Source organism: Sorangium sp. So ce185, assembly GCF_051526825.1.
Classification (GTDB): domain Bacteria; phylum Myxococcota_A; class Polyangia; order Polyangiales; family Polyangiaceae; genus Sorangium; species Sorangium cellulosum_D.
Genome location: NZ_CP150316.1, coordinates 8,282,809 through 8,304,662, shown reverse-complemented (window position 1 = coordinate 8,304,662; position 21,854 = coordinate 8,282,809). Strand labels below are relative to the sequence as shown.

The 21,854-nt window shown below is 71.4% G+C and carries 18 protein-coding genes; 7 read left to right on the top strand and 11 right to left on the bottom strand.

All coding sequences use genetic code 11. The annotated features are described in order from the left end of the window. Positions 1-69: 69 nt before the first annotated feature. Complete coding sequence (locus WMF26_RS30460; protein WP_437995554.1) at positions 70-1,623, top strand: aldehyde dehydrogenase family protein; 1,554 nt, start codon at positions 70-72, stop codon at positions 1,621-1,623. Continuing rightward, positions 1,623-2,519, top strand: a complete 897-nt coding sequence (locus tag WMF26_RS30455) for an aldehyde dehydrogenase family protein (RefSeq protein ID WP_437995553.1) — start codon at positions 1,623-1,625, stop codon at positions 2,517-2,519. Before WMF26_RS30460 ends, WMF26_RS30455 begins: the two co-directional genes overlap by 1 nt. 19 nt (positions 2,520-2,538) lie before the next feature. Here the strand turns inward: WMF26_RS30455 and fmt are convergent, their stop codons facing one another. Both fmt and WMF26_RS30445 read right to left on the bottom strand, forming a co-directional pair. Next, on the bottom strand, positions 2,539-3,474 hold the full coding sequence (gene fmt, locus WMF26_RS30450) for a methionyl-tRNA formyltransferase (protein ID WP_437995552.1): 936 nt from the start codon (positions 3,472-3,474) through the stop codon (positions 2,539-2,541). Between the two features lie 82 nt (positions 3,475-3,556). Then, positions 3,557-4,369 (bottom strand): formylglycine-generating enzyme family protein, encoded by an 813-nt coding sequence (locus WMF26_RS30445; protein ID WP_437995551.1) that lies wholly within the window; start codon positions 4,367-4,369, stop codon positions 3,557-3,559. A gap of 436 nt (positions 4,370-4,805) precedes the next feature. On the opposite strand from WMF26_RS30445, the gene lon reads away from it, so the two are divergent. Both lon and WMF26_RS30435 read left to right on the top strand, forming a co-directional pair. Further along, positions 4,806-7,259 carry an endopeptidase La gene (lon, locus tag WMF26_RS30440; protein WP_437331879.1) on the top strand — a complete coding sequence of 818 codons (2,454 nt, stop codon included), beginning with the start codon at positions 4,806-4,808 and terminating at the stop codon, positions 7,257-7,259. 222 nt (positions 7,260-7,481) lie between these two features. After that, positions 7,482-8,636, top strand: a complete 1,155-nt coding sequence (locus tag WMF26_RS30435; RefSeq protein WP_437995550.1) for an FHA domain-containing protein — start codon at positions 7,482-7,484, stop codon at positions 8,634-8,636. Positions 8,637-8,683: 47 nt separating this feature from the next. Here the strand turns inward: WMF26_RS30435 and WMF26_RS30430 are convergent, their stop codons facing one another. Both WMF26_RS30430 and WMF26_RS30425 read right to left on the bottom strand, forming a co-directional pair. After that, positions 8,684-9,850 carry a hypothetical protein gene (locus tag WMF26_RS30430; protein WP_437995549.1) on the bottom strand — a complete coding sequence of 389 codons (1,167 nt, stop codon included), beginning with the start codon at positions 9,848-9,850 and terminating at the stop codon, positions 8,684-8,686. Positions 9,851-9,957: 107 nt separating this feature from the next. Beyond that, a complete protein-coding gene (locus tag WMF26_RS30425) occupies positions 9,958-10,662 on the bottom strand; it encodes a hypothetical protein (protein WP_437995548.1) in 705 nt (234 codons plus the stop codon). A 147-nt stretch (positions 10,663-10,809) separates the two neighbouring features. Between WMF26_RS30425 and WMF26_RS30420 the strand changes: the two genes are divergently transcribed. Next, positions 10,810-11,511: a hypothetical protein gene (locus WMF26_RS30420; protein ID WP_437995547.1), complete on the top strand. Its 702-nt coding sequence runs from the start codon at positions 10,810-10,812 to the stop codon at positions 11,509-11,511. Between the two features lie 20 nt (positions 11,512-11,531). Here WMF26_RS30420 and tssG read toward each other — a convergent pair whose 3' ends face one another. The 5 genes from tssG to WMF26_RS30395 form a co-directional block, all read right to left on the bottom strand. Next, on the bottom strand, positions 11,532-12,665 hold the full coding sequence (gene tssG, locus WMF26_RS30415; RefSeq protein WP_437995546.1) for a type VI secretion system baseplate subunit TssG: 1,134 nt from the start codon (positions 12,663-12,665) through the stop codon (positions 11,532-11,534). Then, positions 12,629-14,398, bottom strand: a complete 1,770-nt coding sequence (gene tssF, locus WMF26_RS30410; protein ID WP_437995545.1) for a type VI secretion system baseplate subunit TssF — start codon at positions 14,396-14,398, stop codon at positions 12,629-12,631. Before tssF ends, tssG begins: the two co-directional genes overlap by 37 nt. A 73-nt stretch (positions 14,399-14,471) precedes the next feature. After that, positions 14,472-14,894: a type VI secretion system baseplate subunit TssE gene (tssE, locus tag WMF26_RS30405; RefSeq protein ID WP_061622427.1), complete on the bottom strand. Its 423-nt coding sequence runs from the start codon at positions 14,892-14,894 to the stop codon at positions 14,472-14,474. Positions 14,895-14,941: 47 nt separating this feature from the next. Continuing rightward, a complete protein-coding gene (gene tssD / locus WMF26_RS30400) occupies positions 14,942-15,427 on the bottom strand; it encodes a type VI secretion system tube protein TssD (protein ID WP_044986282.1) in 486 nt (161 codons plus the stop codon). Between the two features lie 144 nt (positions 15,428-15,571). Further along, positions 15,572-16,075, bottom strand: a complete 504-nt coding sequence (locus tag WMF26_RS30395) for an Hcp family type VI secretion system effector (RefSeq protein ID WP_437313263.1) — start codon at positions 16,073-16,075, stop codon at positions 15,572-15,574. 519 nt (positions 16,076-16,594) lie between these two features. Between WMF26_RS30395 and WMF26_RS30390 the strand changes: the two genes are divergently transcribed. Continuing rightward, positions 16,595-17,512, top strand: a complete 918-nt coding sequence (locus WMF26_RS30390) for a hypothetical protein (protein ID WP_061622429.1) — start codon at positions 16,595-16,597, stop codon at positions 17,510-17,512. 217 nt (positions 17,513-17,729) lie between these two features. On the opposite strand, the gene WMF26_RS30385 is transcribed toward WMF26_RS30390, so the two are convergent. Both WMF26_RS30385 and WMF26_RS30380 read right to left on the bottom strand, forming a co-directional pair. Further along, complete coding sequence (locus WMF26_RS30385) at positions 17,730-18,374, bottom strand: hypothetical protein (RefSeq protein WP_437331871.1); 645 nt, start codon at positions 18,372-18,374, stop codon at positions 17,730-17,732. Positions 18,375-18,506: 132 nt separating this feature from the next. Beyond that, positions 18,507-19,799, bottom strand: a complete 1,293-nt coding sequence (locus tag WMF26_RS30380) for a type VI secretion system-associated FHA domain protein (RefSeq protein WP_437949700.1) — start codon at positions 19,797-19,799, stop codon at positions 18,507-18,509. Positions 19,800-19,991: 192 nt separating this feature from the next. Here WMF26_RS30380 and WMF26_RS30375 point away from each other — a divergent pair, with 192 nt between their 5' ends. Then, positions 19,992-21,833 carry a transglycosylase SLT domain-containing protein gene (locus WMF26_RS30375; RefSeq protein ID WP_437995544.1) on the top strand — a complete coding sequence of 614 codons (1,842 nt, stop codon included), beginning with the start codon at positions 19,992-19,994 and terminating at the stop codon, positions 21,831-21,833. The last annotated feature ends 21 nt before the right edge of the window (positions 21,834-21,854 follow it).

The following is a 21,854-nucleotide window of genomic DNA, read 5'->3' as shown; positions in this document are numbered from 1 at the left end:
GCGCGTGGCGTCGCGCGGCGTGGCCGGGGCCGATGTTCAACGCGCGGCCGCCGGCGTAGAGTGCGCGGCATGAGCGACAGGAGCACCGCCGCGGCAGGCGGCGACGGGGGCGCGCCCCGGGAGTCTGGCGTGGAGCGCGCCGCGCGCGACGCGGGCCCCGCGCGCGAGGCGGCCGTCGTGTTCGGCGACGCGTGGCGCTACGCGCCGGCGCCCGAAGGGCGCGACCACGTGAAGATCGCGCCGCGGTACGACCTCTTCATCGGCGGCGCGTGGCGCGCCCCGGAGTCGGGCCGCTACCTCGACAGCGTCAGCCCGTCGACCGAGGAGAAGCTCTGCGAGTTCGCCGAGGCCTCCGAGCGCGACGTCGACCTCGCCGTGCAGGCGGCCCGGGCCGCGTACGAGAAGCACTGGTCGCGCCTGCGCCCGCTCGATCGCGGCAAGTACATCTACCGCATCGCCCGCGCCCTCCAGGAGAAGGCGCGCGAGCTCGCGGTCGTCGAGTCGCTCGACGGGGGCAAGCCCATCAAGGAGTCCCGCGACGTCGACCTCCCGCTCGCGGCCGCGCACTTCTTCTACTACGCGGGCTGGGCCGACAAGCTCGAGCACGCCTTCCCCGGGCGGGACCCGCGGCCGCTCGGCGTCGCGGGGCAGGTGATCCCGTGGAACTTCCCGCTCCTCATGGCGGCGTGGAAGCTCGCGCCCGCGCTCGCGGCGGGCAACACGTGCGTCCTCAAGCCCGCCGAGACGACACCGCTCACGTCGCTGCTCCTCGCGAAGATCATCGAGGAGGCGGACCTGCCGCCCGGCGTCGTCAACGTGGTCACGGGCGCGGGCGCGACGGGCGCCGCGGTCGTCGGCCACCCCGGCGTCGACAAGGTCGCGTTCACCGGCTCGACCGAGGTCGGCAAGCGCATCCAGCGCGCGCTCGCCGGCACCGGCAAGCGGCTCACGCTGGAGCTCGGCGGCAAGGCCGCGAACATCGTCTTCGAGGACGCGCCGCTCGATCAGGCGGTCGAGGGGATCATCGGCGGCATCTTCTTCAACCAGGGCCACGTCTGCTGCGCGGGCTCGCGCCTGCTCGTCGAGGAGAGCGTCCACGACGCCCTGCTCGTCAAGCTGCGCGAGCGCATGGCGACCCTGCGCGTCGGCGATCCGCTCGACAAGAACACGGACGTGGGCGCCATCAACTCGCGGGCGCAGCTCGAGAAGATCCAGGAGCTCGTGGCCGCGGGCGAGCGCGAGGGGGCTGCGCGCTTCTCGGTGAGCTGCGCGCTCCCGGAGCGCGGCTACTGGTTCGCGCCGACGCTCTTCACGGGCGTCGCGCAGTCGCACCGGATCGCGCGCGAGGAGATCTTCGGCCCGGTGCTCTCGATCCTGACCTTCCGCACGCCCGAGGAGGCGATCGAGAAGGCGAACAACACGATGTACGGGCTGTCGGCCGGCGTCTGGACGGGCAAGGGCTCGAAGAGCTTCTGGGTCGCGCAGCGGCTCCGCGCCGGCGTCGTCTGGGCGAACACCTTCAACAAGTTCGACCCCAGCTCCCCGTTCGGCGGCTACAAGGAGAGCGGCTTCGGCCGCGAGGGCGGGCGCCAGGGGCTGCTCGCCTACCTCGAGGTGGACTGATGGCGCTCGGCAACGGCGAGGCGGGCGCGCGCGTCGGCGTGCGCAAGGCGTACAAGATGTTCGTGGGCGGCGCGTTCGTGCGCTCGGAGTCGGGGAGGTACACGCAGGTGCGCGATCACGGCGGCGCGGGCGCGGTCGAGAACATCCCGCGCGCCTCGCGCAAGGACGGGCGCGACGCGGTGGTCGCGGCGGCCGGCGCGCTCGGCGGCTGGTCGTCGCGCTCGGCCTACAACCGCGGGCAGATCCTCTACCGCCTCGCCGAGATGCTCGAGGCGCGGCGCGCGGAGCTCGCGGCCTCGCTCGAGCGCGGCGGCCAGGGCGCCGGCGACGCCGAGCGCGAGGTCCTCGCGTCGATCGATCGCGCCGTCGCGTACGCGGGCTGGGCCGACAAGTACCAGAGCCTCTTCGCGAGCCTGAACCCCGTGTCCGGCCCGCACTTCACCTTCACGGTGCCCGAGCCGATGGGGGTCGTCGTCATCGCGGCGCCGCCGCGCCCCGCGCTCCTCGGCCTCGCGGGCGCGCTCCTGCCGGTGATCACCGCCGGCAACACCTGCGTCGTGCTCGCCAGCGAGGCGGATCCGCGCACCGCCCTCGTCTTCGCCGAGGCGCTCGCCACGAGCGATCTGCCGGGCGGCGTCGTCAACCTCCTCACTGGCCAGCTTGCCGAGGTGCTGCCGCACCTCGCCGCGCACATGGAGGTCGCCGCGCTCGATCTGCACGGCGTGGACGCGGCCCTGGCGAAGCGCCTCGAGGAGGCGGCCGCCGCCAGCGTCAAGCGGGTGCGGTCCCGCTCGCTCGGCGAGGCGGAGTGGTTCGACGAGCGGGCGGCGACGTCCCCGCGCTGGATCGAGCGGTTCGTCGAGCTGAAGACGATCTGGCACCCGGCCGGGCCGTAGCGCGGGCGGCGCGCGCCGCTCAGCCGCCGAGCACCATCCCCGTCTGCAGCGTCCGCCCGGCGACGAGATCCGCGGCCGCGAGCGGCTTCCGCCCCTCGGCCTGCGCCCGCAGGATCTGGATCGCGCCGTCGCCGCAGGCGACGATCACGATGTTGCGGCCGGCCATCACCACGGTCCCCGGCGGCGCCCCGTCGCGGTCGGCCTCGCGCTCGACGCGCGCGGCGAGCACCTTGAGCGCCTTGCCCTCGATCGTCGTGAAGGCGCCTGGCCACGAGGTCATCCCCCGGATGTGGTCGTGGATCTGCCGGGCGCTCCGGTCCCAGCGGATGCGCCCGTCCTCCTTCTTGAGGAGCGGCGCGTGCGTCGCCGCCTCGTGATCCTGCGGCGTCGCCTGGAGCTCGCCGTCCACGGCGCGGCGGAGGTCCTCGCGCACGACGCGCGCCGCGAGCGCCCCGAGATCGATCGCGAGCTCGTCGGCGGTCGTGTCGGGGCCGATCGGGATGCGATGGATGGCGTAGACCGGCCCCGTGTCCATGCCCTCGTCCATCTGCATCAGCGAGACGCCCGTCTCGGCCTCGCCCCCGGCGATCGCCCAGGTGATCGGCGCGGCGCCGCGGTAGCGCGGCAGGATCGACGCGTGCAGGTTCATGCAGCCGCGCCGCGGCCCATCGAGCACCGCCTTCGGCAGGATGCGCCCGTAGGCGATCACGAGCGCGACGTCCGCGGCGGCGTCCTTCACCCACGCGGCGAACTCGGGCGTGCGGATCTTCTCGGGCTGCACCACCGGTAGGCCGAGCTCTCCGGCCTTCACCTTGACCGGCGGCGCCTTGAGCTCGAGCCCGCGACCGGCCGGCCGGTCGGGCTGGCAGACGACGCCGACGACGTCCGCGATCGACGCGAGCGCCTCGAGCGAGGGCACGGCGATGGCGGGGGTACCGAAGAAGAGCGCGCGCACGCCCTAGCTTCTAGCAGGAGCGGCGCCCGGCACGGCCGCCTTCTTCATCGCGATCGCGCCGACGCCGCCGCGCGGACGTGGCTCAGGGCTGCGCCGCCGGCCGCCCGGCGTCGTCGTCCTTCCCGCGCGCCGCTGCGCCGCGCGGATCGGCGCAGCAGCGGAAGCCGGTCTCGTAGAACACGAACTTCGGGTCGTGCGCGTCGTTCGTCCCGCGGCAGCCCGTCCACGGCTTGGCCCAGAAGCCGCCCATGAGCGCGCCCGGCCACCGTCGGCCGCGGCGCGACGCGACCCACTCCTCGACGTTGCCCATCATGTCGAAGATGCCGAACGACGAGGCGCACCCGGGGTACGAGCCGCTCGGGGCGCCTTGCCAGAGCCGCTCCACCTCGCGCCGCGCGACGTCGCCGGAGGCGCCGAGCTTCCGCTCGTCGACCGGCCGCCACGCCTTGCCGCTGTTGCAGACGGCCCTGTCCACGCGCCAGCCGTAGACGAGCGGGCGCCGCTCGGGGCCCTCGCACGCGAGCTCCCACTCCTGCTCGGCGCACACCCGCTTGCCGCGCGCCGCGCACCACGCGGTCGCCATCTCGAACGACTGCATGACGAGCGGCTTCGCCCCCCGCTGGTTCGGCGCCTCGAACTGATCCATGCACACCGCGATCTCCGTCGTCGGCCCCTCCTCCGCGGTGATCCCCTCCCAGTAGGCGAAGCAGTGGGTCGCCTTGCCGCTCTTGACCGGCTCGACGCAGACATGCTGGACGTCGTCATGGTGGGTGCCGGTGACGAGCCGCATGTCCGGCGGGCACGCCGGGCTGGGCCCTGGATCGAGGGACGGCGCCGCTGGCAGGCTGAGCATCGCGAGCGCGAGCGCGCCGAGGCCGAGCAGGGGATCGATCATCGTTCGCGAGGGCTCCGGTGTCGCTCCGCGCCGGGCGCCGCCGCGGCCGAGCCCGCGTCGCGGCGCGACGGCGGGGAACGGTGGGGAGACGATGCGCCTCTCGTCTGACGCGGTGGGCGACGCGGTGGGCGCCGCGGTGGGCCCTGCGCCGCGTCGCCCGACAAGCGAGCGCTGCAGGTCGGAGCTGACCCGCAGAATATCCCCATTCAAAAAAATGGCCAGGGCTGTGGCACGCGGCATGCGCCGTGTCTATGGTGAGTTCCCGTAGCCTCGCGGGCTGTCTTCCACCAGAGCTGCCAGCAGGGCTCCGCGTCGCACCGTTCGCATCCGTCTGGATGCAAGCCAGGATGACCGGGGCGCGCGCCCGCCGCGCGACCCGGCGTCAGGTTGATGAAGGGGTTTACCTCCCCCGGTCGGGTGCCTAGAGGAGATCGCCATGTCCGAGAAAAAGAACCCGCCGATGCCGCCGCGCTCCGAGGAAGAGGTCGTCTTCGGCGACGAGCTGCCGGTTCTGCCGATCCGCAATGCGGTCCTGTTCCCGGGCGCCGTTGCGCCCTTCGATGTCGGCCGCGAGAAGTCGGTCGCGCTGGTCGAGGATGTCGACAACCTTCCCGGCCCGGTCATCGCGATCTTCGCCCAGCGCGATCCGTCGACCGACGATCCCGGCGCCGAGGATCTGTACCCCATGGGCTGCGCGGCGCGGGTGCTGAAGGCGCTCAAGCACAGCTCGGGCAACTACTCGCTGATCCTGCAGGGCCTCACGCGGATCCGGCTCGACACCGTCACCGCCCACACGCCGTACCTGCGCGCCAAGATCCGCCGCATGGATGAGCCGGCGACGGAGGACGTCGAGGCGGAGGCGCTCGCGATGAGCCTGCGCGACATCGCGAAGCAGGTCATCCAGCTGATGCCCGAGCTCCCGCGCGAGGCGGGCTCGCTCATCGACTCGATCCAGGCGCCGGGCGCGCTCGCCGACCTCGTCGCGGCGAACCTCGACGCGCCGGTCGAGGAGAAGGCGCAGCTCATCGAGACGATCGACGTGAAGGAGCGCATCCGCAAGGTGCTCCGGCTGCTCACGCGGCAGCTGGAGATCCTGAAGATGCGCGAGCGCATCAACTCCCAGATCAAGGAGGAGATGGGCAAGAACCAGCGCGAGTACGTGCTCCGCCAGCAGCTCAAGGCCATCAAGGAGGAGCTCGGCGAGGACGACGGCGATCAGGGCGACCTCGACGGGCTCGAGGATCGCATCGCGAAGGCGAACCTGCCGACCGAGGCGGAGACCGTCGCGAAGAAGCAGCTGAAGCGGCTGCGGACGATGCAGGTCGGGTCGGCCGAGTACACCGTGGTGCGGACGTACCTCGACTGGATCCTGGACGTGCCGTGGACGCAGTCGACGCAGGACAACCTGGACATCGGCAGCGTCCGCAAGGTGCTCGACGAGGACCACTACGGCCTGGAGAAGGTCAAGAAGCGCATCCTCGAGTACCTCGCGGTCCGCAAGCTGAAGCAGGACAAGAAGGGCCCGATCCTCTGCCTGCTCGGGCCGCCCGGCGTCGGCAAGACGTCGCTCGGCCGGAGCATCGCGCGCGCCCTCGGCCGCAAGTTCCACCGCGTCTCGCTCGGCGGCGTGCACGACGAGGCGGCGATCCGCGGCCACCGGCGCACCTACGTCGGCGCGCTGCCCGGCCAGATCATCCAGGGCATGAAGAAGTCGGGGACGATCAACCCGGTCTTCATGATGGATGAGGTCGACAAGATCGGGCACGACTTCCGGGGCGACCCCTCGGCGGCGCTGCTCGAGGTGCTCGACCCGGAGCAGAACAACACGTTCGCGGATCACTACCTGGAGATCCCGTACGACCTGTCGCACGTGATGTTCGTCGCGACCGCGAACGTGGCCGATCCGATCCCGCCGCCCCTCCGCGACCGCATGGAGATCCTCGAGATCCCGGGCTACACGCGGAAGGAGAAGCTCGCGATCGCGCGGCAGCACCTGCTCCCGAAGCAGCTGTCCGAGCACGGGCTGACGACCGACCAGCTCGAGGTCACCGACAAGGCGCTGGAGGAGATCATCGATCACTACACGCGCGAGGCCGGCGTCCGCTCGCTCGAGCGGCAGATCGCGGGCGTCATCCGCGGCGTGGCGGTGAAGGTCGCTGAGGGCGACACGCAGAAGCGGCGCGTCGACAACGAGGACGACCTGCACGAGTTCCTCGGCCCGGCGAAGTACACGAGCGAGGTCGCCGAGCGCACCGCCGAGAGCGGCGTCGCGACGGGCCTCGCGTGGACGAGCGTCGGCGGCGAGATCCTCTTCATCGAGGCGACGCGGATGTACGGCACGGGCAAGCTCCAGCTGACCGGCCAGCTCGGCGACGTGATGAAGGAGTCGGCGCAGGCGGCGCTGTCCTTCGTGCGCAGCAACGCGGCGAGGTACGGCATCGCGAAGGACTTCCTCGAGAAGAGCGACCTGCACATCCACATCCCCGCCGGCGCGATGCCCAAGGACGGGCCGAGCGCGGGCGTGACGATGTTCACGGCGCTCGTCTCGCTCCTCACCGGGGTCAAGGTCCGCCACGACGTCGCGATGACGGGCGAGATCACGCTCCGCGGTCGGGTGCTCCCGATCGGCGGCCTGAAGGAGAAGGTGCTGGCGGCGCACCGCGCCGGCATCAAGCGCATCATCGTCCCCGAGCGCAACCGGGCGGATCTCGAGGAGGTCCCGAAGGAGGTCGTGGACGAGCTGCAGTTCTTCTTCGTCAGCCGGATGGAGCAGGTCCTGGAGGCCGCGCTCGAGCGGATGCCCGAGCCCGCGCCCGCGACCGAGGAGTCGAAGGACGGCGAGAAGAAGGACCTGGAGAAGTCGGAGAAGAGCTCGATCGCGAGCAACTGATCCGGGGGCGATCGCTCTGCGATCGTTCTACGAGGCGCCGCGCGGCTTGAACGCGCGGCGCCTTTTTCGTCAACCCTTTCGTCAAGAGGGGCGAGCGGCTCGTCGCGCGCCGCGCCGGGAGCCGCGGGCGTGCGCACGCTTGCCGCCGGCTTTCGTCTCGACGGAAGTCAAGCGAATCGGTAGCCTCGTGGTCGCATGAGGCCGTGCCCGAACTGCGCGTGGATGCTCAAGGAAACCGACGCTGCCTGCACGATGTGCGGCGCGAGCGTGGCGGGTGCTGCGCCTTCGGCCTCCGGTCCGGTCGCGCCTCCGCCGCCGGTGCAGGGGGGCGCGGGCGCCTACGCTCCGCCTGGCCCACCGGGCTATCCGGGGCAATCGGTCGCCTCCGGGTACGGCGGTGCGGCGCCGCAGGGGTACGGCGCCGTGGGCGGCGCGCAGGGGGCCTACCCGCCTCCTCCTCAGGTCGGGGTGGGGGGTGGTCTCGCGGCGCCGCCGGGAGGCGTCCCCTTCTCGAGCGGCGCGGACTCTCCGTTCCCGGTCTCTCCGTGGGCGCGCGCGGCTCCTTCGGCGGGGCTCACGTCGCAGCCGTCGTCGCCTCCGATGAACCAGCCGGGCGTCATGCCCGCCCAGCCGCCGCTGGCGTCGCCGATCCCGGGCATCGTGCCCGGCGCGTCGATGGGCGGCGCGATGGGGCAGCCGGCCGCGTCGCCGGCGCCGGTCTTTGGCACGCCCCCGCAGATCGTCGCGCAGCCGCCGATGGTCGTGCCGACGGCGACGCCGGGGATGGTGGCGCCGCCGCCGCTGGTGCAGGCCGGGGGGATGGCGCCGCCGCCGCTGGTGCAGGCCGGGGCGGTAGCGCCGCCGCCGCTGGTGCAGGCCGGGGCGGTGGCGCCGCCGCCGCTGGTGCAGGCCGGGGGGATGGCGCCGCCGCCGCTGGTGCAGGCCGGGGTGCCTGCGGCGGCGCAGGGCAGGGCGCCGGCGATCGTCGCGCCGCCGATCGTGCAGGGCGCGGTGCCGGTGGCGGTGCAGCCGGTCCCGGGGCAGCCGTCACGCGTGCTCGTCGGCTTCCTCGTGACGTTCCAGAACGACCCGGGGGGCAGCTTCTGGCCGATCTACAGCGGGCGCACCCAGGTGGGGCGCGCCGGGGCGGATCCGACGACGGAGATCGGGCTGCCCGACGCGAGCGCCTCGTCGCGGCATGCGTCGCTCCACGCCGACCCGACGACGGGCCAGGTCTTCATCGAGGACGACGGCTCGCGCAACGGCACCTTCGTCAACGAGCAGCGCCTCGGGCAGGGCGAGCGGCGGCAGCTGCGCGACAACGACCGGCTGCGGCTCGGGAGCACGACCTTCGTGGTGAAGGTGCTGGTGGCGTGAGCGGAACGGGCCGGGCGCTGCGTCGCAGGCCCAGCCCTCCACGGAGCTTACTGTCCGCCTGTGCCGCCCGTGCCGCCTGCGCCACCGGTGCCGTCGGTGCCGCCTGCGCCGCCTTCGCCGGCCGGGGCCGCCTGGCATACCTTGAAGCGGGTCATCGGGTCGACGTCACATATCCCGGATGTGCAGTCGCTATCGGCGACGCAGGACTGCCCATCCCCGCAGGGCTTACCGCAAAACGTGCCGCCGCAGTCGATGTCGGTCTCCACGCCATCCTTCTCGCCGTTGAAGCAGAGCGGCGCAACCGGCGGGATCATGCAATTGAAGTATTCGACCACCTCGGCGGCGGTATCCTTCACGATCCCCTCTTTGTCGGTCGGCGGATCGATGGGCGGGTAGTGGACACGGAAGCTGATGAATCCGGCGTATTTCTCGATCTCCGCCGCGTCCTTCAGGACCTCCTTCGGCGGAGGCTGAAGGCCAGGGCTCGACTCGAGCACAGCCCTCGGCAACAGTTGCTGGAAGCCGCCACACTCCCGTTCGGCGGCGTCGATCCGGTTGAAATGGTGCGAAGTCCCGTCGGCGCAGCTCACATCGAGGATGTCCCGGCCCTCCGGTGTCGTGATGGCGACGGCCCCGCCGTTCACGCTGACAACCTCGGCGCTGCTGCCGCCGCCGCTTCCGCCAGTGCCGCTACCGCCGTTCCCGGCGTTGCCGCCGCCACCGTCGTTGCCGCCACCCTCGTTGTTGCCGCTGCCATCCTCGCACTGCGGGAGCATGGCGCTGCCGCCCGTGCCCCCGCCGCCCCCCGCATTCTCGGGCTCACCGCAAGGATTGATCGTCACGGAGTAGGTGAACTCCCCCGCGTACGTGAACGATCCGCACTCCTGCGCCTGGGCGTCGATGCGCTTGAACGAGACGCTCGTCGGGGGGAACGCCGCGACGTCGAGCGGCGGATCGAAGATGACCTGCCCGCCACCCTCGAGGAAGCACACGTCGAGCTTCTCACGGGTCGCGAAGCTGCCTTTCGGCCCATTCCCCGCGCCCGGAGCGCCGCACCTGTCGCTGATGTCGTCGTGAAAGGTCGCGTAGCAGCTGTTCTGATCCCTGAGGAACGCGCAGATGTTCTCGAACTCCTCGCCGCAGCCGGGCACGGTGACGGCTGCGGCCACGAGGAGCGGAGCGACGGCGGCGGCGAACAAGACGTAACGGCGCATGGGCGCAGTCTACGCGGACTCCCCGCAGGTGGGCCAGATCCGCAGAGGTCGCCAAGGCACGGCGGCGCCGGAGGGCGCCTCGGCCTCGCGTCCGCGGTCGGCTCGCCTCAGAGCTCCGCGTAGGGCCCGGGGACCACGTACGCGTCGTCGTTGCCCGCGTACGTGAACACCCCCCAGCAGACGAGCTTGTACTTGATCGCGAACGCCATCGCCTCCCGCAGGCTCGCCTTGGGCGCCAGCACGGCGAGGTTCGAGCGGCGGACGCCCCACCAGCCCGGCCCGTGCTGCAGCACCGCGTCGTGGAGGTCCTTCGTCGCGTGCTCCGAATCCTCGAGCACCGCAAGGCGCAGCCGCACGAACGACTTGTCGCTCGAAGGGAAGTCGAACCAGTACAGGTTCGACCTCGCCTGCTTCGGGGCGATGCTCCCGGCGCCCTGCGCCGACAGGAAGCGCGTGAGGTCGTCGGGCGCGAGCTTCTGCGTCACCGGGTGCGTGTCGACGCCCTGGCACGTCTCGGGGCCCACCTTGAACTCCCCGAGCGTGAGCGGCGGCTCGCGGCCGTTCTCGGGCGTCAAGAGGTACCTGTCGATCTCGGGCAGATCGCCCGGGTACTCCACGCCGGCGTCGATGCCGCTGCACGCCGGGACCCCCAGCGAAAGCGCGAACGCCGCCGCGAGCGCGGGGCGCCCTGGCGCGCGGCTCGGCGCCGGACGTCCGTGGGCGGGGCTCCTGCGGAAGGGGGGGCTCGGCGCGCTCGCCGCCGGTGCTCCGGCGGGCGCGCCCTTGCGGCTCGGTTTGCTTTCGTTCGACATGGCTCTCTCGCGGCACCTGGGGCGTCGCCTCGATCGGCGGGCGCAGCGCTGCCCGGGCCGGGCAATCATTCAATGCCGGACGCCCCGAGGGCAAACTCCTCTGCGAACATTTGGCTGGCGCGCCCCCGCTGGCCTAAAGTTCGCCCGATGAGGCACCTCGGAACGCCGATGCTCGCGCACGTCCCCGCCCTCCGCGCAGGGCTCGCGGCCGCCGCGGGGCGCGCCGGAGCGGCCTGCGCCGCCGCGGCCATGATCGCGCTGCTCGCCGGCTGCGGCGGGTCGCCCGCCGCCCCCAGGCAGGACGAAGTCTTCTATCTCCACGGCGCCAGCGGGCTGCTGAGCAAGGACCAGAGCTTCGAGGTGTACTTCCCGCCGCTCGACGCCCCGGCCACCGATCGGGTGCCGCGCCGGATCGGCGTGGGCCTCATGAACGGCGACGTCCGCATCAGCCGCCCGATGGACTGGAACGTCGGCGGCGCCGACTACACGCCCGAGCGCCGCTTCATCACGTACCAGTCCCCGCGCCAGTTCCTGTTCTCGATCTACGAGCGCATCGACAGCCCGGAGGACCCGTGGCCCGACGTGCTCAAGCGCTACGAGGCCGACCTGGAGGAGCAGGGCGCCGAGATCCTCTCCGGCCGCGCCCCGGTGGCCACCGCGAACACGCAGGGCCGCAGCTACCTCGTCAAGGCGAAGATCCCCTCGAAGCCCGTGTCCGAGGCATTCGCCCACGAGGTCCTCGTCCGGAGCCCCCGCCGCGTCCTGCTCGTGCAGATCGTGCACCACGAGAACATCGACGCGAACGCCGACGAGATCACGGCCGCGCTGCAGAGCCTCACCGTGTACTGAGCGCCCGCCGCGCGCCTCCGTCACATCGGCGGGGGCTCGCCCCGATCCTCGTCGTCCTCCTCGTCGCCGCCCGCGAGGTGCTTGTCGTCGAGGGGGATCGTGATCACGAGCCGCTCCGCCGCGGAGCCGCCGATCCACGCGGTGCGCTTGAGCGTCGAGGCGCGCGGCGAGCCGAGCTGGAACCGCGGCGCCTCCTCGGTGTCCACGTGGATCTCGAGCATCACGTCGTGGATGCCCGGCGTGAACGTCTCGATGATGCCGCGGACGAGTTCCTGACGCTGGCCGCCGGGCAGGAACGAGAGGTACTCGTCGTAGCCGACCGGACCGAGCACGACCTTGTAGCGCCCCGACCCGTCGAACACGTAGCGCCCCAGCGTCAGGCTCTCGCCGAGCTGGTGGTTCATCACGCCGAGCTTGTTCCTGAACGGCTTCTCGATCTTCGTCCAGTGGCCGACGAACTGCTCGATCTTCACGCCGATGTCCCCGAGCATCTCGGAGAGCACCGTCTCGAGGTTCCGCGCCGAGCGCGACTTCGAGGCGAGGATCGGCGCGTACCGGAGGAAGAAGAAGCGGTCGAGCGGCGTCTCGTAGTCGCGGAACCCGTCGAGGCCGACCGCGCAGAGCATCCGGCGCGAGAACGGATCGGCGCCCTGCTTGCGGTACGTGACGGGCAGCCGGTACTTGGTCCACGCGCGGTAGAGCAGCGACAGGAGCCGGTGGTGGAGGACGTCGAGGAGCTCGCGGACCGGCTGCGGCCCGCCCTGGTAGTCGGCCAGCGCGATCTGCTCGATGAAGTACGCCGGCAGCGGCGACACCGAGCCGTACAGGCCGAGGAACGTGGTCGAGACCCGCGCCCGCTGGACCCCGTCCGCGTACTTGACCGGCGCGAGCTCGCTCACGTCGCTCGACGCGAAGACGAGCGACGGATCGCCGCGCAGCCGGATGCGCTCGTCCTGCACCGGCCCGAGCTGGCCCACCGGCGGCGCGGCGGGGAAGAGCCGCTCGAGCAGGTAGACGAGGCGGTAGTACGAGAAGCGCGGCGCGGTCTCCGCGAAGCGCCGGAGCGCCTCCAGCGCCGCGGGGTCGGCGACCGCGGCGCCCCTCGGCGCGGCCGCCCTCAGATCAGCGTCAGGCTGCCGCTCTTCGGCTCCCATTTGTGCACCACGCGTGTGTTCGTGCCGGTGACCGTCAGCTGCGTGAACGAGTTCAACGAGACGTAGGACCCGAGCATCTCGTTGAGGATGCTCGCGAACAGGTACATCTCGCCCTCGCCGACGAACCCGCCCTCGTCGAGCTCGACGTCGACCGCGACGCCGCGCACCGGCGCGCCCCGGTACAGCCGGTCGGTCGGCCGCACCCGGATCGACTTCATCGCGGCCAGGCGGAGCTGGTTCGCGCGCGCCGCCTGGCGATCGACGATCGCCTGGAAGTTGTAGAGATCGACGGTCGCCCGGAGCACCTCGAGATCGGTGATCGAGCGGTAGCTCATCGCCATGTGGGCCAGCACGCGCCACTGCAGCTCGCGCCCGATCGGCGGCGGGAGCGGCGCGGTGACGCCCGTGAGGTTCGTGAAGCTCGCCACCGCGGGGGAGGTCGCCGTCGGCACCCGCAGATCGCCGAGCTTCAGCTGCGCCGGCAGGCGGCGGTTCGTGCTCGTCGCCTCGATGCTGATCACGTCGAACTCGGGGAGCGCCCCCGCGTCCTGCGGCGAGCCGAACGACAGGTACATGTCGATGCCGTCGCCGATCGCGGCCGGGCGGAGGTGCGTCTGGTAGAAGATCGTCCGCGCGGCGGCCTCGGGATCGAGCTCGTGCTGGAAGCTGAAGAACGAGGGGATCTCGACGCGCTGGCTCGTGCGGCGGGCGATCCCGACGACCTTGTCGATGCTGTGGATCTCGAAGGCCGCGGGCGTCGCGCCGGCCGGGCGGCACAGGTACTCGTGCTTGGTGGCCTCGGGCTTGATCGGATCGCTCGTGTGCTCGAACAGGTTCACGACCGGCGAGCAGAACAGCCGGAGGTTCTCCCGGCTGACGCGGGTCCCCGGCGGGAGCCCGTCCCTGAACTGCAGCAAGATCGCGAACCGATCGGAGATCCGCTCCGCCGAGAGCGCCTGGAGGCCGGTCACCTCGAAGAACGCGAACTTCTGCGGGAGCGTGAAGAACTCCTGCAGGAGCCGGAAGCCCGGGTAGACCGTCTTGGGATACGGGATCAGCGCCTCTTCGTCGGTGAAGCCGGTGAGCCGCACGGCGCGCCCCGGGAGCGACGCGATCGTCGTGTCGCGCCCGGACGCGTCCACGGCGGCGAGCGCGACGGTGTCGACGTGCGCGCCGACCCAGAGGCGGAGGTCGTCCTGGAGCCGGCGCTCGCCGTGGATGTAGAAGCGGAGCGACGAGAGCGACAGGCCCGCGAGCGCGGCGCCGCCGGTCAGGCGGAGCTCGATGCGGAGCGTCTGCGCGAGCTGCGCGCCCGTGTCGATGCGCACGTCCTCCACCGCGAGCGGGACGAGCTCGACGTCCTGCGTGGTGCGGAACCGGCACGAGACGCCGTCGACCGGCACCGACCCGACCTCCGCGTGCCGGGCCACGACGAGCTTCTCGCGCACGACGTTCGGCAGCGGCGTGAACTCGATGATCGACGTCGCCGGGATCTGACGGAGATAGTGCGGAAAGAGCAGCGACGCGACCGAGTGGATCACCTCGGGGAGCTCGTCGTCGAGCTTCTGGCGGATCTTGCCCGTCAGGAAGGCGACGCCCTCGAGCAGGCGCTCGACGTCGGGGTCGCCGCCGCGCTCCGCGAGCATGGGCGCGATCCCGGGGTAGGCCGCGGCGAACTCCCGCCCCAGGTCCCTCAGGTAGGTGAGCTCGTCCTGGTAGTACTTGTTGAACATCCTCTCGCCACCGCCAGTCGACCGCCTGGGCCGAAGCGTGTCAACCGCCGTGAGCTCGGCCGCCGGACAGAAGCTACGTCATCCGGACGTTGCCGCTCTGGTCCACCGCGGCGCCGAGCCGGAGCGCCTGGCGCCGGCCGTCGGGGAACTGGATCTGCGCGGTGATCTCGAACTCGAGGATCATCGACTGCAGCACCGAGTCGCTGCGCAGGTGCCGGACCTGCACGTTCTTCAGCCGCGGCTCGTAGGCCTGGATGCAGTTCTTGAGCGAGCGCTGCACCAGGCCGATCGCCTCGGGGAACTCGTGCAGCACCTCGGAGACCTCCATGAGGCCGTAGTCCGGGCAGGTCAGCGAGCTGCCCTGGCGGGTGTTCAGCATGTGCCCGAGGTGCGTCAGGATGGCCGACTCGAGGTCGTGATCCCGGTAGGTGTGCCGCTCCGTCGAGTGCGGGTCGGCCGCGTGCTGGATGCGGGTGAGGAGCGATGGGCCGGCCACGGCGCGGATCGTAGATCAGCTCGCGCCTCGAGCGGAAGCCCGGCGTTTCAGCGCGGGGTGAGCCAGTCGTCCTCGGCCGAGAGGCCGCCGTCGTTCCAGATCCAGAGCACCTTCTGGTACGTGAACGCGACCTCCTCCTGCTCGGGCACGCGCGCTTGCGACGGGTGCCGCACGTTGAGCATGTGGAACTGGATGCTCGAGATGGTCGCGTTCGTGAGCTGGACCGTGAAGACCGGCTTCTCGATGCCGATCGCGACCGACCGGTAGAACTGGAGCTCCCAGCGGGGGATGCTCTCGTTGTGGCTGAGCATGCTGAGGAGGAGCGGGGTGGACCGGTCGAGGTCCTTCGTGACGATGAAGGGCTTGTGCATCCGCTTGCCCGTCGGGCGGCCGGTCACCGGGTCGCGCGGTCCCACCAGCGAGTGGAACACCTCCGTGACCAGGATGCTACCTTCTCGCCCCTTCTGGGTGACGGAACCCCTGACTTCCCCTTGTTTTGCGCCGACGAGTCTGAGGTAGGCGTTGAGGGGCATGCCAACATTCTGATCCGAGGACGCCGTATCGCCATGCCTGAATTCGAGCGGCCTCCCGGCCGGCTCGATCTCCAGGACCACAAACGCGACCGGGCGACCCGAAGGCCGCCCGGCGCGACGAGACCCGAAGCCGGAGGCTACGGGCTACTGGTTCGGCGTCTCCCAGTCGTCGTCCGCCTGGCGGGCGCCGCTGCCGTCGTCGTACGACCACTCGATCTTCTGGTACGTGAAGGCGACCTTCTCGTACTCCGGCGTCTGCGCGTCCCGCCGGGTGTTCTCCATGTGGAAGTCGATGCTCGCGACCGTCGCGTTCGTGAGCTTGACGGTGTAGTGGTTCTTCTCCTTACCGTCGTTGTTGATCGCCTTCGCGCCCGGCGTGTAGAACTTGAGCTCCCACGTCTTGATGCTCTCGTTGTTGACCAGGGCGTTGTAGAGGAGCGGGGTCGCCTTATCGAGCTCCTTCGTGATCACGAAGGGCTTGTGCTGCCGCTTGCCGCTGGGCAACCCGGTCGCCGGATCGCGCGGGCTCACGACCTGATGCTGCACGGAGATGACGGCGATCGTGTTCTCGCGCTTAGCCTGGGTGACCGAGCCGTGAATCGGGCCCTGCGTGACACCCTCCAAGGTGAGATGAGCTTGCAACGCCATGGTCAATTGCCTCTTCCTTCAAGGTCTCGCCGCCTGGGCTCAGTCTACGCCCCATTGCGCGCTGGCAGACGGTTCGTCCCATCGGGAGTAAGAGCCTGAGAGATACGACTCTCATCGTATCTCTATCCCTGTTCATCCCAGGGAGCCCAGAAGGTAACTCCCTATATGGGAGCGTCAAGACTTTTGTGTCCCAGGGCAGCCGGCGCTTGGAGGTTTCTTGGTTCTCGATGTTCTCGATGGCCGCAATATTCCGTCCGCTGGGCCACCGCTTCGATAGGGCGGCGCTCGTGTGTCGAGCCCGTTGCGGAGGTTGTGGGCGACGTGACGATGCGCGGCGCAACGGCTCGATCCGACGGTGGGCACGACCGCCGACATGGAGAACAAGGTGGCCTGGCCGGCCAACAGGGCTGGCCGGCCAACAGGGCTGGCCGGCCAGCCGGAGCGGCCGGCCAGCGTGGCCGGCCAGGGCGTTCGGTCGCGAACTCGCCTCGGCGACGCCTTGCATGATACGAAGGACGCGTGAACATCGTTCGCTTCGGCTCCGTCGCCGGCCTGGGGCTCGCCGCCGCCCTCTCGGGCTGCGGAGCGTACCCCGAGCAGCCGCACGGCGAGCTGCAGACACGCAAGCAGAACCCGATTCCGGTCTGCACGACCCAGCTTCCGCCCGCGCGGCGCGCGGCGGGCAACAAGGCGGCCGTCCGTACCCTCGATCACGACCAGTGGCTGGGGGTCGTCGTCCCCGCTTACAACGAGGAGCGAGGGCTCGGGCCGACCGACGTCGACTGCACCGGGCACTACGTGTTCGCCAACGAGACGCTGCGCGGCGGCGTCTCCAAATCCGGCTGGCCGCGCAAGATCGATCCGGACGAGGTCGAGATCCGCTCCGGGCCAGAAGGGCTGCGCGCCATCTGGGTGCGCGTCCTCAAGTTCGAGAACGGCGACGAGGGCGGCCTCGTGGCGCTCGTGCGCGCGGCGGGCGACCGGGCCGACGTCTACGGCGTCGGCAGCTTCCGCGCGCCCGGCAAGGGGACCAAGCTGTCCCCGGTGCGCCTCGGCAACGACAACCTCGTCGTCGCCGAGACGAAGAGCTGCCCGGATCCCGACGACTGCCGGCAACGGGCCCACTTCTACCTGGCGCGACGAGGACGCCTGATCGAGGCGGCCTCCGTCGACCTGGAACGGACCGCCGTGGTGCCCTCCGTCACCGAGCGCGGGCTCTACGCGCGCTACGTGCTGCGCACCGACGTGTCCTACAAACCGAACGGCATCCAGCTGCTCGAGCAGGTGCGCGTGAAGATCGTGAAGTACGACGACGGCAACCGCGACAGCGATCGCGAGCTCCGCCGCGTCGAGTTCCAGCGGTTCCTCCGGGTGGAGCGGGATACGCTCTTCTCGTCGAACGATCCGCTCTGGGAGCGCGTCGTCGGACAGGACTAGAGCTGCAGCGGCGGCGCCAGGGGGAGCGCCGGGGGGGGCGGGCGGTGGCCCGCCGAGCTCGCAGGACGCGCGGCTCGCACGCGCAGGGCGCGGACGAGCCGCGCGTGGATCGGCTCGGAGGACGGCCAGAGAGGAAAATTGCCGTCGTGACGGGGAGGGGCGCCCGCCGGCGCGGAGGGCTCGCCGGCGAGCGGGGCTCGCCGGCGAGCTGCGGCGGCTACCAGCAGAACAGCGCGTTGCCGTAACCGCAGTTCGGACGCTGGAACATCGCGTAGGCGGTGCCGACGGCGAGGCCGCTCAGGAAGCCGGTGACGCCGCCGATCGCGATCTGACCGGCGTTCTCGTGCGGCCGCGTGCCTTCCGGGGCGACGCCGCGCGCGATCGTGGTCACGACCGAGGCGGTGAGGGGGAAGGCGACATTGCCGATGAAACCGCCGGCGTTGAAGCGACCCGACGAGTACCGGAACGTGTCGACCAGGAAGATGCCGGTGCCCGCGCCCGTCGCGCCCCACGAGGCGAACGCGTGCGTCGAAGGGCCGCCGAAGGACTCGCAGCCCGAGTCGGGCAGCGCCGTCTTCGTCTCCTCGATCCCGCATCCGGGGCGCGTCGACTCGATCGCGTCCTTGATCGGCAGATCCACGAGCAGCGTCAGCGCGGTCATCGTCATCGCGGGCGCCAGGACCGAGAAATGCCAGCGCCCCTTCCAGCCGACCGTGGCCTCGGGATCGCTGTAATAAACGCGCGGCATCAGGAAGACGACCGAGGAGCCCAGCGCGAGGCTCACGTCCGAGACCGTGGCCCAGCCCTTATCGCGCACCGCCTCCGCAGCCGCCTCGCGCGGGGCGAGGAGGCACGCGGCCACCGAAAGACAACCTGCTGCTACGACTTTCTCCCTGATTCGCATGAACGGCGCCTCGCGTTCGGCCGCGCCACCGGCGAAGGGCGGCGAGCTCAAGGCGCGGCGCGCCGCGCGAAGCCCCGCCGTTTTGGGGCGCTACCGTTTGTTCGAATTCCCAGAGACGGGGAAGCGGACGATGCTCCTGCCTCCCGACTCGCCGGCTGACCCGTAGTCCTCTCCGGCGGTCGCAGCGTACGCCCGAGAGAACTGCTCGCCAAATATTTCCCGAAACGTCTCCTTGTCCTCCCCCGAGTAGTCGCCGTGGCGGCGCTCGTAGAGCTTCCAGAGCTCCTCGTACTTGCTGGAGAACAGCCCGCCTTTCTTGCCCTCGCGCTCGAGCTTCTCTTCGAGCGTCTTCGGCGCGAGCTTCACGAGCAGCGACCTCACGCCCCCCATCACGCCGTTCAGGAGCGCGATCTGGTGGCTCATGACATCGACGAAGATCTCGTGGAGGTGCCGCGCGGCCTCCGGCCCGCCGACCGGCGTGAGCAGGACCGTGCCGAGCTCCTTCGCGTCCTTCGCGTTCGCGACGTTGTCCGTCTCCGCGGAGCGATCGCGGGCCAGCACCTCGGCCTCGAACTCCTGGTAGCCGTCGCGCAAGCTCACGAAGCACTTCAGGAAGACCTCCATCGTGTCGCGGAGCCGCCGCGCGAAGTTGACGATGCCCGCCACGTCGTCCGGGGGCTTCGCGCCGGGCGCGAGGGCGCCCGCGAGCTCGGACAGCGCAGCGAACGCGGCGTTCGCCGGCGCCAGCTCGCCGAGCGTGCGGTAGTCCACGCCGTAGTACTGGGAGATCTTCTGGAAATCACGCTCCGCGAGCACGCTCGGGTGCTCCTCGCCCAGCCGGCGCAGGTAGCTCTGGCGCGCGTCGGGCGGGAGGCGCGCGAGGTGATCCCAGATCATCCGGTACACCGCGCCCCACGCGGTCCGGTACGCCTCCAGGTACGGCACCACCTGGCGCAGGTACGGGTCCTCGCCGCCGGGCGCGGCGCGCTTCTGCGGGTGGAGCAGCGCGGAGAGGTTCTCGCCGCCCGTGCCGAGCAGCGTGCCGTCGCTCGGGCTCTCCGACTTCAGCGGCGCCTCGACGATCGCCAGCCGGATCTGGATCGGGCCGATCGTGATCTCCGGCTGGCTGCTCACGTCCACCGAGGTGTCGCGCGCCAGCCGGTGCCCGGCGAACATCGTCCCGTTGGTCGAGCCGAGGTCGCGGACGAGGATCCGGCGATCGCGCACGTCCACCGCCGCATGGAACTGGGAGATGTACGGCCGGTCGATGTGAAGGTCGTTCAGCTGGTTCCTGCCGATCCGGACAGGGAAGCGCTCGAACGAAGCTTCGAAGCTTTGGTTGGCCTGGGTGTCGGACACGCGGGCCGAGAGCGCCGCCGGCATGGGTGCAGACTAGCAGACCCGCTCCGCCGCACGGGAGTGCCTGAAGCCCCTCCGCGCCGCCATCCCGCCGACGCGTGGTCCGCCCACCAGCCCGCAGCGCACGGCGAAAGCAAGCCGGTCGCTTTCTTGACGGGCTTGCCTACATGGTGCGACCTTAAACCACACATGAGCCTCGTCCATAAGATCCCTCCCATGGTCTCCGCCCTGGCGTTTGGCTACGGGGTCGGGATGGCGGCGCCCCAGTCGGCGATCTCGTCGGTCCACTCGGCGGTGTCGACCTACCAGCTGGGCGGAGCGCAGGCCGGGGCGCAGGTCACGGCGCTCGCCGCCGCGCCGGTGATTGCCGCGCCGGCGCGCGGGGTCGACGCGCCGGCGCTGCCGCCGGGGAGCGAGTCGCGGGAGCTGCTCCGGCTGCGCGACGCCGCGGGGCGCGACGCGCGGGAGGGCGCGTCCTGCGAGGTGGATCGGCCGAGCTTCTCGCGGCCGCCGCGCGCGTTCTCCGCCGAGGGCAGCTACGCCGACGACGCGGACGACCTCGACGCGCCCGGCGCCGAGGCGCTCTCGAAGCTGCAGCTGCCGGACCTCCGGCTCTCCGTGTCGCGCCGCACCCTGAAGTACGTCCGCTTCTTCACGCGGACCGACCGCGGCCGGGGGATGTTCGAGACGTGGCTGAAGCGGAGCGGGCGTTACCAGGAGATGGTCCAGGCCGAGCTCCGCGATCGGCGGCTGCCGGAGGATCTCATCTGGGTCGCCATGATCGAGAGCGGCTTCGACCCGCGGGCGAAGTCGCCGGCGGGCGCCGTCGGGCTCTGGCAGTTCATGCCCGCCACGGGGGAGGTGTACGGGCTGCAGCAGACGCGGCACCTCGACCAGCGCAAGAACCCGCGCCTCGCCACGCAGGCCGCGGCCCACCACCTGCGCGATCTCTACATGCGCTTCGGCAGCTGGGATCTCGCGCTCGCGGCCTACAACATGGGCTACGAGCAGCTGCTCGACCGCATCGATCGGTACGGCACGTCCGACTTCAACGAGCTGGCGCGCCAGCAGGCGATCCCCTCGGAGACGGCCGCCTACGTGCCGAAGATCGGGGCGGCGGCGATCGTGGCGAACAACCTGGAGCGGTTCGGGTTCGATCAGGTCGAGGTGAGCCGGCCGCTCGACGCCGCCGAGATCGCGGCGCCCCCGGGGACGCCGCTCAAGACCCTGGCGAAGGCCGCGGGCGTCGCGACGTCGACGCTGCGATCGCTGAACCCCGACATCCTCGGGGACCGCGTGCCGCCCGGCCGGGGGGACTTCATCGTGATGATCCCGTCGGACACGCTGGCGCGGGCGCAGGCGGCCCTGCCCGCGATGCTCTCCGCGGAGCAGCTCGCCACGGACGACGCGTCGATCGTCGATCCGATCGACCTGCTCGGCGGGCGCGACTTCGCGCCGCGGCGGAGGAGCCTCGACGACGAGAGCCTGCTCTCGCTGCTCCCGAAGCCCGCGCGGCGGCGGGCGGCGGACCCGGCGGACGGCGACGACCGGCCCGCGAGCGGCAAGCGGCGCTCGATGCGCGACCCGGTGGCCTCGCTCGACGGCGGCGCGGAGAGCCCGTCCGACGACGACGACGCGGCGTATGCCCCGGCGCGATCGCGGACCGCGCGCGCGGGGCGAGCTGCGCGCGAGGTGATGCTCTACCGCGTCGGGCCCGGCGATACGCTGATCGGCGTGGCGCGGCAGTTCGTCATCGACGTCGAGGACGTCGCGCGCGATAACGGGATTGACGCGGACCAGAAGCTCCGCGTCGGCGCCCTGCTAAAGCTGCGGATACGGCCCGACATGGTGGACCGCGTCGCCTCGAGCGAGGCGGCCGTCGCGCAGGCGAAGGACGAGCGGGCCCAAGACGGGGCGGCGGCGTCGCGGGGCGCCGCGCCGCGCGTCGAGGCGGCCCGCGGCGGGGCGAGGCCGCCCGCGCGGGAGCGCGGAGAGGCCGGCGGGGGCGAGGGCCGCGCCCCGGAGGCCGCGGAGAAGAAGCCCAAGGGGCGCGGCTGACGACGGCGCTTTCGGACGAGG